The organism is Arcicella gelida (genome assembly GCF_034931025.1).
GTDB lineage: Bacteria > Bacteroidota > Bacteroidia > Cytophagales > Spirosomataceae > Arcicella > Arcicella gelida.
On the sequence record NZ_JAYGIL010000006.1, the window covers coordinates 23,998 to 38,900 of the forward strand.

Sequence of the window (14,903 nt, forward strand, 5' to 3'; positions counted from 1 at the left end):
TTTGAGAAAAAATTATTTTCCAATGTCTTATTCAGCATACAGCAAATACTTTTTTCTGATGACTTTATACACTTCTAAATCTTTTTGCCAAGTTGCACGAATTTCAGCTTCTGTTTTTCCTGCAATAATTTGTTTACGTAAATTGTCTGAACCAGCCAATCTATCGAAGGCAGAAACACTTGTAAAGAACTTTGTTTTATCCGTCGCTTTTTGATAAAAGTCAAGTACATATTTCAAAGTAAAACCCTCTTTTCGGGCATCTACTTGGGTTAAATCTAAACCATAGCAAAGTTTGTCTTTTTGCGGTGGATTTTTGGCTCCTGGTTTATCTACAGGCGTAAAAGTAAAAGTTCCATTTGCTGGATTTGGCGAACCAATTACTTGAAATTGCTTATCTGTTCCACGCCCCACACTTACTTCCGTTCCTTCAAAAAAACAAATAGAAGGATATAAAAGTATCGATTGTAAATTGGGCAAATTGGGTGAAGGTGCAATCGGTAAAGTATATGGCGTTGAATGTTTGTAATTCAAACATTTAATTACTTTTAAATTGGCTTTTACGCCATCTTTTAACCAACCTTCTTGATTTATCATTGTTGCTAATTCTCCAACGGTACAACCATGAACCACTGGTACAGGATTTAAACCGACAAATGAAGCAAATTTTCTATCCAACACTAGACCATCAACTAAATGTCCAGTAGGATTTGGGCGGTCAAGAACAAGTATTTCTTTGCCAGTTTCTGCACAAGCTTCCATCACATAGTGCATCGTAGAAGTATAAGTATAAAATCTGGCTCCTACATCTTGAATATCAAAAATTACAATATCAATACCTTCTAATTGTGCTACACTTGGCTTTTTATTTGAACCATATAAAGAAACAATTGGCAAGCCTGTTTTTTTGTCAACACCATTGGCTACATGTTCGCCAGCATCTGCTGTTCCTCTGAAACCATGTTCTGGAGCAAAAATTGTTTTAACTTTTACTCCTAATGCAATTAAAGAATCTGCCAAATGCGTTTTCCCAATCACAGAAGTGTGATTTACCACCAAAGCCACTGTTTTGTTTTTCAACATTGGCAAGTACAAAGCCGTTTGTTCAGCACCAGTTTTTAGCGTTTCTGTCGTATTTTTTTGGATAGAAACACAAGAAATAAGCAAAAAACCTGTTAAAATGAAGATTATTTTTGTTGTATGAAGCATAAGGTAAGCTTTGAGTTGTGAGTTTTGAATGATGAGATTTAAGTTTTTTAAAAGATAAAAAAGCAAGTGCTTTACTAAATTACACAGAACGAAAATCGGCTCATCAATTATTTTACCAGTAAAAACTACTTAATTTGTATTCAAAAAACAAAATTACAAAATACTGCATGAATTTCCCTTATTTCATTTCTCAGCGCATTCAAAATACTAAAACTACTTCTTTTTCGGGAACGGTTACTCGCATCGGTGTGGGAAGTATAGCTATTGGTTTGTCGGTGATGATTGTTGCATTTGCAGTATTATTTGGTTTTAAAGATGCCATTCACCAAAAATTATTTAGCCTTACGCCACACATCAAAGTTTCGAAGTTTTCGGCAAACGAATCTTACGAAGAAAACCCGATTACTCAGCAAAGCGACCTTTTTAGAAACTATAAAAGCATCAAAGAAATTGCTCATATTCAAACTGCGGCTACAAAAGCAGGCATTTTAAAAACTCGTCAAGACATTTTAGGCGTAGTGATGAAAGGCATAAATCGTGACTTTGATTTTAAAAGATTTGAACCCAACATCATCAAAGGACAGCAAATTAGTTTTTCAAAAGATGAGTATTCAAAAGATATTTTAATCAGTAATATTATTGCCAACAAACTGAATTTAACTGTTGGAAACGATGTAATTATTTACTTCTTAAATGCTCCAGACCGACCAAGGAAATTAATCGTAAAAGGTATTTATGAAACGCAAATGGAAGAGTTTGACAAAACTTTAATCATTGGCGACATCCGTTTAATACAAAAAATGAATAATTGGGGTGCAGATTCAGTAGGGAGTTATGAAATCTACATCAGTGATTTTGAGCAATTGGATGCTGTTACGAAAAAGATTCAACGTAAAATTCAGCCCGATATGAAGTTAGAAAAAGTAACGACTTTGTACATGGGTTTATTTGATTGGCTAGGAATGTTGGACAGAAATATGGTGATTTTCCTGAGCTTAATTTTATTTGTTGCTTCCTTTAATATGATTTCAATATTATTGGTTTTAATGTTAGAACGTACTCCGATGATTGGTGTGTTAAAGGCTTTAGGAGGAAGTAATTGGCAAATAAGAAAGATATTTTTATGGAGTGGTTTTACGATGATTTTCAGAGGGCTAATCTATGGAAATTTACTTGGAATTGGACTTTGTCTTTTACAAAAACAATTTAAACTCATTCCTCTCGACCCTGTAAATTATTATATGAATACTGTTCCGATTATGATGAATTGGCCAGTAATACTCCTACTGAATTTGGCTACAGTTTCATTAGTGCTGTTTGTGCTGATTATTCCCACTTTCGTTATTACTCGTATAGAACCTGTCAAAGCGATTGTTTTTAGAAAGTAGTTTGTGGATTTCGTTATCGGTGAAAAGTTAATTGTTAGCTGGAAAACAAATGGGATTCCGAACAAAACAAGTTCAAAATCCCATTTTCAAAATCACAAAAGTGCTGCACCAAAAACGCCAGCACTGTCGCCTAAAAGTGGTTTCACAATTGGCGTTGAAATCTTTTTATCATTAAAAATATACTTTTTGATTCTTTCGTAGCCTTCTGTGTAAAGTAAATCTATGTTTCCCACACCTCCACCAATCACGATTAAATCTGGGTCAAGTACATTAATCAATGTCGAGATTCCTCTTCCATAATATTCTAATAATCTTTCAATCGTTGCTGTGGCAAACTCGTCGGTATTAGCTAGATAACGTTCAAGTATTTCCTTCAGCTTTAGTGATTCTCCACTTATTTTTTGGTAATACTTTTCAAGTGCTGGTCCTGCAATTACTTTTTCTACACAACCTGCTTTTCCACAGTAACATGGTTCTCCGTTTTCTTCGATGATATTGTGTCCCCATTCGCCACCAATTCCATGATGTCCTGATATTACTTTTCCATGAACGACTAAACCACCACCAACGCCAGTTCCCATGATTACGCCAAATACTAACTCAGCTTTGGGGAAACTTTTCCCTGCTCCCATCAATGCTTCTGCCAGTGCAAAACAATTAGCATCATTGGCTAATTTCACAGGAATACCCAATGCTTTTTCTAAATCTTCGTGCATTGGTTGTCCGTTCATACAAACGGTATTACAGTTTTTCATAGTCTGCGAAGCTGGGTCTAAAACACCTGGCGTAGCAAAACCAATTTGAACTGGCTGTTCGTCAATTTCCTCAATGACCAAATTAACTAACTTAACAATCTGACTGATGATGTGCTGATAACCTTTATCGGCTTCGGTAGGAATACGTTTTCTACAGATTACAGCCAAGTCATTTGTTTTATCTAACACGGCACATTCTATTTTTGTACCTCCTAAATCAATACCCCAAAGATGTGTAGGATTTGTAATTGATGGTTTCAAGTTTTTGGATTTATTTAATTTATAGTTTACAAATTTTAAGCACTGCAAATTAACTATTTATTCTTACTTTTGGAAGGAAATCACTTTTTACACTTATTTACCCTGTAATTCAAACAATCTCCCCTAAATGAGTAGCTTTTTACTCATTTTATTTGTTATTTATCATCTTTTTGAGGAAATGGCAATAATTCCGTGTGATTAATCATGGTATAAAAATTTTAAGGTTGATAGCAATATATTCTTGTTCAACTTAAACTTTTATAGCTATGATACGCTGGTCAATCACATTCTTAATTATTGCCTTAGTTGCAGCCATTTTGGGTTTTGGAGGTATTGCCGCCAATGCTGCCTATTTCGCTAAAATACTATTCTTTGTAGCCTTAATATTTGCCGTATTTAGTTTTCTAAGAGGCAGACGAAATAACTAATTTTTCGGGAAACAGGTTACTCAATTATTTTTAATCAAAACAAATTCAAACATTTTCACGAATATCTAAACAAGAATAAAAGCTAAAATCATGAAACTTCAAATAAGTTGCCAACTTGATTACGAAGCTTACTCCTCTACTCCATTAATTCTGATGCTCAGACCCAGAAGTGGTTCTGGACAATGGATTATTAAGGAAGAATATATTCTTGAGCCAAGTGTTCCAATTACAGAATATACAGATATTTATGGAAATTTATGTCAGCGTTTATTAAGCCCTCTTGGTAAATTCACTGTTCATACTTCATCAATTGTACAAACTGCTGATGAAATTGACGTAGCACCAGGAGCAGAATTTGTGTTGATTGAAGATTTACCCGCCGAAGAACTGATTTATCTACTCCCAAGTAGATATTGCGAATCTGACCAATTAGGAAATCTCGCTTTCCAAATTGTTGGAAATGCTTATCCGGGTTATGATCAAGTAGAACTTATCCGACAATGGATTCATTACAATATCACTTATCAATATGGTTTTAGTAATGTTTCAACTTCTGCGAAAGATACTGCTTATGCTAAAATTGGTGTTTGTCGGGATTTTTCTCATTTAGGAATTGCCCTTTGTAGAAGTTTGAGTATTCCTGCCAGAATGGTTGTGGGTTATTTATATGAATTAAATCCAATGGATTTGCATGCTTGGTTTGAAGCTTTCATTGGCGGACGTTGGTACACTTTTGATGCCACTCAAGATTATCCAAAAGGTAACAGAGTTGTATTAGCTTATGGCAGAGATGCTGCTGATGTTGCTTTAGCGACACAGTTTGGAAGTATTTTTTTATTAGATATGCGAGTTTCGGTGTCGGTAGCAGAAGATATAACGGTCTAAATTATCTTCTGTTATCATCATCGCCCATCATACTCAAATAGCTGTTATATCTGCTTTCTGCAATTTCACCACTGCCTACAGCTTCCATTACTGCACATTTCGGTTCATTAAGATGTTTGCAATTATGGTATTTGCATTCGCCCAATAACGCTCTCATTTCTGGAAAGAAATGTGATAATTCTTGCTTCTCAATATCAATCAATCCTAATTCTTTAATGCCAGGTGTATCAATGATGTAAGAATTTTCTTCGATTTCAAACATCGTTGCAAAAGTGGTTGTGTGTACACCTTTATTGGCAAAGCTTGAAATTTCCATTGTTTTCAAATCTAATTCTGGTGCAATCTGATTCACCAAAGTAGATTTTCCAACGCCTGAATGACCAGAAACTAAAGAAATTTTATCTTTCAAAATATCATTAAAAGCTTTGATTCCGATTTTACCAACTGCCGAAGTAAATACACAAGGATAACCAATACTTTCGTAAAGTGCTGCTAAATCAGCTAAGTAATCTTTTTCTTCCTCAGAAAGTAAATCTATTTTATTAAAAACAATGGTTGTTGGTATTCTGAAAGATTCTGCTGAAACTAAAAAACGGTCAAGAAAACCCAATGAAGTTCTAGGATAATTTAAAGTAACGATGATAACCGCTTGGTCAAGATTCGCAGCTAAAATATGCCCATGAGCCGTTTTGTGTACTGATTTACGAATAATATAATTTTCACGAGGCTCAATTTTAAAAATTGTCGCCATGTTTTCTAATTTATCTTCAATTTCAAATTCTACTCTATCTCCAACAGCAATTGGGTTAGATGTTTTTAATCCTTGAATTTTAAATTTCCCTTTCAAACGGCATTGCCATACGTGCTTGTTTTCATCAAGCACTTCATACCATGAACCCGTTGAACGTAATACTAATCCTTTCATTATTGTATCAGAATATTGATAATTCCTTGATAAATTTTATAATTTTTCCCGTCCCTCCTAAATTCTCTTGCACATAACTTAATATCGTAGCAGACTTCTCTTTTCTTAAAGTTTCATCAAAATATAATTGCTCAAAATTACTTTTAAATTGAGCGGTATCCGCAATCACAAATGCACCGCCAATATTGATTAAATCCATTGCTTCTTGAAATTTTTGGTAATTATTATTGCCAAAAAAGATAGGTAAACCAAAAGTTGCAGCCTCTAAAGTATTATGTAATCCTTTACGATAAGCACCGCCAATCCAAGCAAATTCTGCATATTGATACAGCGATGAAAGCATTCCTATGTTATCAATAAAAAGCGTTTGAGCGGCTTCTAATTCTCCATTTTTTAACTGTTGAATTTCGGAAAATTTGATAGATTTTCCTTTTAACACTTTTTGCCAAGCCGTTATTTCTTCCTCATGAATTTCGTGTGGGGCAATAATTACTTTTAAATCATGCTTAAAATCATTCAACATTGGTGCAATTACTTCAAAATCTTGTTGCCAGCACGAACCAACAATTAATACAGGTTGGTTATTCTTAAATTGATTTACTACATCAATCTCTTTTTTAGCATCAGCAATTTGTTTTACTCTGTCGAAGCGAGTATCTCCACCAATACTAATCTGCTGAATACCAATACTGTTTAACAAATCATACGATTTTTTATTCTGTACAAAAATATGAGTAAAATAAGCAAGAATACTTCTATAGAATCCACCATAATTTTTGAAAAATATTTGATTCTCTCTAAAAATAGTTGAAAAAGAAATTACTGGAATTCCCTTTTCTGAAAGTATTCTCAAATAGTTATACCAAAATTCATACTTCACAAAAAAGGCTACTGATGGTCTAAATAATTCGATAAATTCACGAGCATTCGCAGAAGTATCGGCAGGTAAATAACAGATATAATCTGCACCAGTATAATTTTTACGAATCTCGTAGCCAGAAGGCGAAAAAAAAGTAAGTAAAATATGATGTGTTGGAAATTCCTCTTTGTATTTTTCAATTACAGGTCTGGCTTGTTCAAATTCTCCTAAAGAAGCACAATGAAACCACGCCAAAGGTACATTTGAAGTATTTTTTTTTATCCAGAAATCACTAGCATAAACCTGATGGCGAAAGTTTTTTCTACCTTGAATCCAAAGTTTAGCTTTACTGTTGAAAGGACTTGCAAACCAGACTAATAACTGGTAAATGTAAATTGAAATATGATAAAGTAGCTTTGACAAATGAAATTTGAATTAATTTTGAATCAAAATTACAGCTAATTAGTTTCATATTAAAACAAACACAAAGCATTTACATAATCTGAAGAAGCGAAGAAGCGCTAAATAATTACAATGAACTGGAATCAATTAACAGATTTATCTCAATTAGAGGCTATCAAAGAGGAATCTAAACAACAACCCATTTTGATTTTGAAACACAGTACAACGTGTTCAATTTCATCTACTGCCTTAAATCGTTTGGAAAGAAATTGGAAACAAGAAAGTGTAGGAGAGCTAAAACCTTATTACTTAGATTTATTGAAATTTCGTCCAATTTCAACCGAAATTGCTAATACTTTCGATGTTGAACATCAATCTCCACAAGTATTGGTCATTCAAAATGGTGAATGTATTTATGATGCTTCACATTTTGATATTTCATTTGCTGAATTAAAAGAAGTTGTGAGTTAGGAGTTTAGAGTGCTGAGTTTTGATTTGTCCTTGCCTAATATTACGCTTATTAACCGTGCATAATTTACGTGAATAACTCATGGCATGACTAAAGGTTCAAACTCACAACTCAGCACTAGAAATTCAGAACTCTAGTCGTTCCACTCAAAACTCACCACTTGTTCTAAATCTGGATGCAAACTTAGTGAAACAGGACATTTGTGTGCGATGTTCTCTAGTTTCTTAATTTGTTCTTCTGTCAAGACAATATTTGTCTTCATTTTTAAGTTTATTTCTAAACGAGCTACTTTTCTTGGGGGAGTCTGAGACATAATTTTTGCTACCTCAACACCAGAACCTGCTAACTCAATTCCGTCACGTTGTGCAAAAATTGCCATAGTAGTTAGCATACAAGTTCCCGTAGCAGTCGCCAATAAATCGGTTGGAGAAAAAACCTCACCTTTACCCATATTATCGGTAGGTGCATCAGTAAGTAATTGTGTACCAGATTGCAAATGTGTTGATTCGGTACGGAGGTCGCCTAAATAGGTAGTTTTTACTGTTGGCATTATGTTGTTGTTATGTGTTAAATATTTGATGATTTTTGTCCTAAATTTAAACAAATAGCGTCATATTACGTATTTTAATCATAATTATATACATTTGTTGACATTGATTTCCAATTTTAGAAACAAAACCTGTGGATTGTCTGATAAATATCAATATTCATTGTATGTTTAGTTCATTCATATAAAATTTTTGATTAAGCCATTGTGAAAAAACTACTAAATACACTCTTATTCTTCATTTTAGCTTCGTTGTCGTTTCATACAATTGAGGCACAACGCCGAAATACTTCGACTAAAACTACTCAGACAAGAGAAGTAGTCGATGAAGAAAACTACCATTCTATTTTATCTTTTGGATTAACAACCAATACCAATTCTGGTTTATTGGGTGGTTTAATGGCACGTAAAGAAATCGTGATTGATAATAATGCTTTACATCGCCAATTTCATTATTTTAACCTTGAAATTGTGAATGTAAACCATCCAAAAGAAAATACAATTAGCTTTTTAGGGAACGGAAGTAGCTATGTTGATGGCAAACAGAATTATCTTTTTGCGATTCGCCCTCAATATGGTCGTGAAATTAACTTATTTCATAAATCATCAGATGGCGGTGTAAATATCAACGGAATTATTGCTGGCGGACCAACGATTGGAGTTGTAAAACCGTATTACGTACAAGTATTTTATGGAAGAGGAAATATTCGTGACGAAGCATACGACCCATCCAAACATAATTACAATAATATTTATGGAAGTGGCGGTTTCTTTGAAGGCTTAGGGAATGCAAACCTTGTACCTGGCGTGAATTTAAAAGCTGCTTTGAACTTTGAATTAGATGCTTTTCGCCAATCAAATATTAGTTTAGAGATTGGTTTTTTGGCAGAAGCTTACTCAAAGAAAGTAAATATCATGGCATTAGCAGACAATAGAAGTGTATTTACTTCAGGATATTTAACCATCTTTTTTGGTGGAAAAAGGTAATTATCAAATAAGCTGAAAAATCTAAAATGAAGCAATTGAAAGATGGTTTAATAAAATATTACTCTTGAATTAACTGAATATTCAAAAATAGCGTCAGGAAAATGTAAACCAATTTCATTTTCCTGACGTTTTTATTTTATTAGCATTTAACTTTGTAGCATAATAGTATTGTTCAAGGAATAGACAGACGATGATAGAACTTCCAGTAATAGCTCCAAAAGCAGAGACAGCCTCAACGCATTCTAAAAAACCAAGTTGGTTAAGAGTAAAATTACCGATTGGTCAAGAATATGCAAGGGTACGTAATATTGTAGATGAATATAAACTACATACCATTTGTCAATCAGGAAATTGCCCAAACATGGGCGAATGTTGGGGTGCAGGTACAGCAACCTTTATGATTTTAGGAAATGTATGTACTCGTTCTTGTACTTTTTGTGCGGTAGCAACAGGTCGCCCGAACGAATATGATGCCGACGAACCACGTAGAGTAGCTGAAGCCATCAAATTAATGGGTGTAAAACACGCTGTAATCACTTCAGTAAACCGTGATGAATTGAAAGACCGTGGTGCTGAAGTTTGGTATCAAACCGTAGTACAAGTAAAAGAAGCATCGCCAACAACGACGATTGAAACCTTAATTCCTGATACAAAAGGAAATTGGGATGCACTTTACAGAATGATTGAAGGGGGACAAGAAGTAGTTTCTCATAATATGGAAACGGTAGAGCGTTTGTATAGAAACGTGCGCCCACAAGCAAAATATGCTCGTTCTTTAGAACAAACTAAACGTACCAAAGAGTTTGGAAAAAGAACCAAATCAGGTATTATGTTGGGCTTAGGCGAAACACAGGAAGAAGTATTCAAAGCGATGGACGATTTAGTGGAAAATGGCTTAGATGTATTGACATTAGGACAATACCTCCAACCTACTAAAATGCACCATGAAGTAATAGAATGGGTACATCCAGATACTTTTGCGATGTATAAAGAAGAAGGATTAAAACGTGGTTTACAATATGTAGAATCAGGAGCTTTAGTTCGTTCAAGCTATCATGCAGAGAAGCATATTTAGTACAGCTCAATGATTAGTACCGAAAGCCTCAGTTTTACTGGGGCTTTTGGCGTTTAATGGCTGATACTTTTCCCCAAAAACAATAAAGGGCAAGCTTTCGCTCGCCCTATTATTTGGCATATATTAGTTTGATTATGATGATTAAATACTTGGGTCGGTTGGCGTATTAGGATTCGTCAACCTTTCTTGATCTGGATATGGATAGAAATTACGGGTACGTTCTACCAAGCTTGTTGGTGGTGCTGGTCTTCCGAAACGACGACTGTCTTCTAAACGCATTCCTGTCATGAACAATTCTGCACAGCGTTGTTTGTAAACTTCTATGAGTAAAGCATCTTTTGTCTGACTTCCTGAATATGCTCCTAATCCAGCATTTACTCCAAAAGCATCACCTGACGCTTGTGTTCTTACAGCATTAATATCTGCCAAAGCAGCATTAATGTCTGGAGTAGCTTTTCTTAAATTTGCCTCTGCTCTAATTAAACGAATTTCATCTGGCAAATAGACAGGAATTGCACGGTCAACAGCATCGAAGAAGCCAACCAATTTCTTCAAGGTCTCACCTCCTACTACTACATTTGGTGTACTTAAATAGAAAGCCAAACGCTTATCGTCAGCATCTACTAAAGCTGTTGGTAAACCGAAGTTATCACGAGGTGCATAATCCTTACTAATTTGTGTGGCTGCGTAAATTGGATTTTGGCTTTGTGAAGAATAAACAAATGATGACTTCTTTGACAAGTCCACTGCATTGGCAGATGCAATGGCTGCGTCAAAGTTGCCAAGCATCATGTTGTACCTTGCACGATAAGCTTGAATGCTATTAATTAGGTCGAAATCTGCACCTGTTACTTTTGTTCTGAATTCTGCTGAAGGAGCTGTTGCTGAAACCATCGCTACGGCTTCGTCTAATAATTTTACGGCTAATTTTAAAGCTTCTGTTCGGTCTGAATAAACGGCTTGTCCCAATTTATCCGTTTGTAAAGGCATTTTTTCGAATGAAGTAGCCAAACCTCCTAAAGCCATCGCTTTGAATAAATTAGCATGAGCAACCACTCCACTTTTCATGGCAGCATCACTTGCTAATGCCGTTGGAGCACTGGCAATAATATCGTCTGCCATGCCAATTACTCTGTACATTCTTGACCAAACTCCCAATACGTTTCCATTAAAAGTTGGCAAGGCTGTTCCGCCTGCTTCTATTTCAATGATGTTAGTAAAGGTTGTAATTCCTTTTATTTCACGAGCAGTAGTGCCTGGTGTTAAAATCAATGAACTAATTCCAAGTGTTGAATAATTCTGACGTAAACCTACACTTAGAGTAATGAGTCCGTCACGAGTTGTTAAAATCTGAGCGTCTGTTGGTCCATTCGGATTTTTAATATCCAAGCTACAATTAGTCAGCATCAAACTAGAAGCTACTAAAAGGCTGGTTGTTAATATTTTTATCTTGAATTTCATCGTCTATTCTTTATTAAAAAATGAATAATCTATTTATCACTTATTAAACATCTTTAAAATCGCTGGATTTTTAGAAATTAGCTGTTAAGCCAATTGAGTACTGACGTGGAATTGGTACCTCCACAAAGTCGAAACCACGAACAGCGTTAGATTGTCCAGCTGAATTTACTTCTGGGTCATAACCGCTATAATTATCGAACGATAATAAGTTACGTCCAGCCAATAAAATACGAATGTTTTTCAAACCCAAGGCTTTTGGAGTAGCCATGTAAGAAATAGATAATTCTCTTACTTTCACAAAAGAACCTTTTTCGATATAATTTTCGAAAATACTAAACAAAGCCGCACTTGTTCCTTTTGGTACTTCTCCTTTTAATTCTGCTTCGTATCCAGCCAAACCTCCGTACAAATCACGTTCGCCTACTCTACGAGTGAAGTTGAAAACATCAAAACCTTGCATTGCATCTAATTGTAAACGGAAAGTAAATTTCTTGTACTCTACTTCATTTATGAATGAATACACCGCAGTTGGGTTCGGATTACCTATTACTTTACTCAAAATCGCTCCACTTGGTTGCCCTGTTGCATCTCTACCAACTGTGTATTGTCCATTTGCTAACTGAGTACCTCTCTCACGTTGCGGAAAACCTGTTGGCGTTAATAATAAACTTCCATCAGGATTACGAGCAAAAAATGTTGAATAGAAAGCTCCAAGAGAATAACCATTTACTGCGGCAACTTGACCGAAACCACCAGCAAATGGCAATACTCCGTTCCCTTCTACGCCGTCGATAACATTTTTATTTTGTGTGTAAGTGATAGTCGAAGTCCATTTAACATCTTTATTCTGAACAGGAATCGCTCTAACCATTACTTCAAAACCTTTGTTAGTCATCGTTCCGATGTTTACAAAACGGTTATTGTAACCTGTAGTTGGTGCCAATGTACGATTCAAAATCAAGTCTTTTACTTCTTTGTTATAATAAGTAAATTCAACTCCGATACGATCTTTCAATAAACTAAAATCTGTACCGATTTCAAGTTCGGTTTGTCTTTCTGGTTTTACAGTAAAGTTACCCAACGTCAATGGTGCTAAATAGCCATTCAAACCCGCAGTAGTTACAGGCGAATAATTTGTAAAGCGGTCGTAAGCACCGATAGCAGTTAAGTTACCAGCTTGCCCCCAAGCTGCTCTTACTTTAAAGTTTGGTAAAATATCAGCTAAAGTATTTTTCCAGAATTCTTCATTAGCAAGTACATAAGATGCACTTGCTTTTGGATAAAACTGCCAACGATTATCTAAACCATACACCGAAGCGGCATCCCAACGACCCGCACCCGTTAAGTATAATTTACTAGCAATACCAAAAGTTTGTTGTACAAAAATCCCTGCAAAAGCTCTTTCCGAACGACTTTCTCCCGATACAATCAAAGCTCCATTGTTAATAGTTTCTCCGAAAACACCTAATTGTTGTGCATTGATAGAAGTAGTTTGTGAACGGTCGTATTGAATCGTTCCGCCAACGCCTGTTGTTGACTCAACTAATTCACCAATTTTTGTTTGATAACGAATATTCAAATCGTTGTTCAATTGTAAAACATTGGCATCAGCACGACGAGACAAACCTGCATCATAACTTGGCGTTGTGTTTACAGGAGGAATATATGCCGTTCCTGATTGAGAATAAGTATCTAAACCGAAAGTATAATCAATTCCTAAACCTTCAATTGGTGTAAGGTTTAATTGAACATCGCCCGTAAAACGTGAAGTATTTTGCTTGAATTTGAAACGGTCGATTGCCTCTAAAGGATTTGTTCTACGAAGTACTGCCGTTGGAGCCGTAGAAGGGTAAGCACCAGTCGTTTCATTTTTAGCTGGATTCACAAAATTGTTTGAGAAAATAAATCCTGTTAAAGCACCATAAGCTTCGTTGATACCACCATTTGGAATTTCGTTTGAACTACTATAAGTATAATTTCCACCTACAGTAATACTTGCCCATTTATTCAGATGTTGTCCGATTCTCATTCTTACATTTGAACGACCAAAATCTGAGCTTTTAATAATTCCTTGATTCTGAAACATCGAACCAGAGAAGAAGTAATTCGAATTCTGATTTCCACCCGAAACCGATAAATATTGTTCATTACCAACCGCCTGACGGAAAATGTCTTTTTGATAATCGTAACGAGTTACGTCCATCTGGGTTTTGTCAGTTATTGTAGTATTTACAAATGCTTTTCCATAAGTATTATAAGGTAAAGTTTTACGTACTTCGCTTACTCTGAAAGTTGACGAAAAACTAACACTTGCTTTTCCATCTTTTCCTTTCTTCGTGAAAATCTGCACAACACCATTACTTGCTCTTGAACCATAAATAGCGGCAGCCGCTGCTCCTTTGATTACTTCTATTCTTTCAATATCATTTGGATTTAAGTCAACCAAACGATTTTGTGCATAACCACCCAAGTCTAATAATTCACGAGAATCATTGTTTACAATTACACCATCTACGATATAAAGTGGGTCTGATGAACCTACAATCGTGCTTGGTCCACGTAAACGAACGCTGATACCACCAGCAGGGTTTCCAGAATTTTGCGTAATTTGTGCCCCAGCAATTTTTCCAGATAAAGCTTGGTCAATTGAAGTAGCCGACGAATATTGTAAATCTGAAGCTTTTAATGAAGTAACAGCATTTCCTAACTGTTTTTTACTCGTTGCTACTGAAGTACCTGTTACAATTACTTCATCTAAACCTAGTGCATCTGTTGGTAATTGTACTGACAAAATAATTGGACTCTCTTTACCAATTATTACTTTTTTAATCACTGAACGAAAACCTACAGAACGAAATTCAAAATCATAACTGCCAGATTTTACATTGACATTTAAAGTAAATTCACCATTGACATTCGTAGCTGTACCAAGTTGAGTACCTTTTAAGATGACAGAAGCACCGATGAGTGGCTCATTACTCTCATCCAAAACTTTACCCTTTACGACAGTGGATTGTGCCAAAGCGTTCAGAGCGAACAACATGACAAACAGTCCAAGCAAAGTAGATAGGAAATGTTTTTTCATTTGGATTTTTGGGGTTTGAGTGAAGGTTTAAATGCCTTTTTCTGCATCTTTCATTTGTCACAAAAACAAAAAACAGGCGAATTCACGCAGAAATCAGAATCATATTTAAACAAAAATAATGAATTTATTCAAAAATGTTTATTTTTATTGTAAAATTTCAACCTAAATCT

General features: G+C 35.2%; 13 protein-coding genes. 6 read left to right on the plus strand and 7 right to left on the minus strand.

The genetic code is table 11. From position 1 onward, the window contains the following. Positions 1-27 precede the first annotated feature (27 nt). A complete protein-coding gene (locus VB776_RS06295) occupies positions 28-1,206 on the minus strand; it encodes an exo-beta-N-acetylmuramidase NamZ family protein (protein WP_323327129.1) in 1,179 nt (392 codons plus the stop codon). Positions 1,207-1,373: 167 nt separating this feature from the next. Here VB776_RS06295 and VB776_RS06300 point away from each other — a divergent pair, with 167 nt between their 5' ends. Beyond that, complete coding sequence (locus tag VB776_RS06300; RefSeq protein WP_323327131.1) at positions 1,374-2,594, plus strand: ABC transporter permease; 1,221 nt, start codon at positions 1,374-1,376, stop codon at positions 2,592-2,594. Positions 2,595-2,686: 92 nt separating this feature from the next. Here VB776_RS06300 and VB776_RS06305 read toward each other — a convergent pair whose 3' ends face one another. Next, positions 2,687-3,610, minus strand: coding sequence for an ROK family protein (locus tag VB776_RS06305; RefSeq protein WP_323327133.1), 924 nt, complete (start codon positions 3,608-3,610; stop codon positions 2,687-2,689). Between the two features lie 266 nt (positions 3,611-3,876). Between VB776_RS06305 and VB776_RS06310 the strand changes: the two genes are divergently transcribed. Both VB776_RS06310 and VB776_RS06315 read left to right on the plus strand, forming a co-directional pair. Further along, entirely contained in the window at positions 3,877-4,038 is a 162-nt protein-coding gene (locus VB776_RS06310) for a DUF1328 domain-containing protein (protein ID WP_323255719.1), read from the plus strand. Positions 4,039-4,128: 90 nt separating this feature from the next. Continuing rightward, positions 4,129-4,923, plus strand: coding sequence for a transglutaminase family protein (locus VB776_RS06315; protein WP_323327135.1), 795 nt, complete (start codon positions 4,129-4,131; stop codon positions 4,921-4,923). A gap of 1 nt (position 4,924) precedes the next feature. Here the strand turns inward: VB776_RS06315 and rsgA are convergent, their stop codons facing one another. Next, on the minus strand, positions 4,925-5,848 hold the full coding sequence (rsgA, locus tag VB776_RS06320; RefSeq protein WP_323327137.1) for a ribosome small subunit-dependent GTPase A: 924 nt from the start codon (positions 5,846-5,848) through the stop codon (positions 4,925-4,927). Between the two features lie 7 nt (positions 5,849-5,855). Continuing rightward, positions 5,856-7,130, minus strand: a complete 1,275-nt coding sequence (locus VB776_RS06325; RefSeq protein WP_323327139.1) for a 3-deoxy-D-manno-octulosonic acid transferase — start codon at positions 7,128-7,130, stop codon at positions 5,856-5,858. A gap of 111 nt (positions 7,131-7,241) precedes the next feature. Here VB776_RS06325 and ytxJ point away from each other — a divergent pair, with 111 nt between their 5' ends. Then, positions 7,242-7,580, plus strand: coding sequence for a bacillithiol system redox-active protein YtxJ (gene ytxJ, locus VB776_RS06330; RefSeq protein WP_323327141.1), 339 nt, complete (start codon positions 7,242-7,244; stop codon positions 7,578-7,580). A 131-nt stretch (positions 7,581-7,711) separates the two neighbouring features. On the opposite strand, the gene VB776_RS06335 is transcribed toward ytxJ, so the two are convergent. Further along, positions 7,712-8,128 carry an OsmC family protein gene (locus VB776_RS06335; protein ID WP_323327143.1) on the minus strand — a complete coding sequence of 139 codons (417 nt, stop codon included), beginning with the start codon at positions 8,126-8,128 and terminating at the stop codon, positions 7,712-7,714. 204 nt (positions 8,129-8,332) lie between these two features. Here VB776_RS06335 and VB776_RS06340 point away from each other — a divergent pair, with 204 nt between their 5' ends. Then, entirely contained in the window at positions 8,333-9,112 is a 780-nt protein-coding gene (locus VB776_RS06340) for a hypothetical protein (protein ID WP_323327145.1), read from the plus strand. 190 nt (positions 9,113-9,302) lie between these two features. Then, complete coding sequence (gene lipA / locus VB776_RS06345) at positions 9,303-10,187, plus strand: lipoyl synthase (RefSeq protein ID WP_323327147.1); 885 nt, start codon at positions 9,303-9,305, stop codon at positions 10,185-10,187. A gap of 141 nt (positions 10,188-10,328) precedes the next feature. Here lipA and VB776_RS06350 read toward each other — a convergent pair whose 3' ends face one another. Next, on the minus strand, positions 10,329-11,648 hold the full coding sequence (locus VB776_RS06350) for a RagB/SusD family nutrient uptake outer membrane protein (RefSeq protein WP_323327149.1): 1,320 nt from the start codon (positions 11,646-11,648) through the stop codon (positions 10,329-10,331). Positions 11,649-11,718: 70 nt separating this feature from the next. Beyond that, a complete protein-coding gene (locus VB776_RS06355; RefSeq protein WP_323327151.1) occupies positions 11,719-14,733 on the minus strand; it encodes a SusC/RagA family TonB-linked outer membrane protein in 3,015 nt (1,004 codons plus the stop codon). Positions 14,734-14,903: the final 170 nt, after the last annotated feature.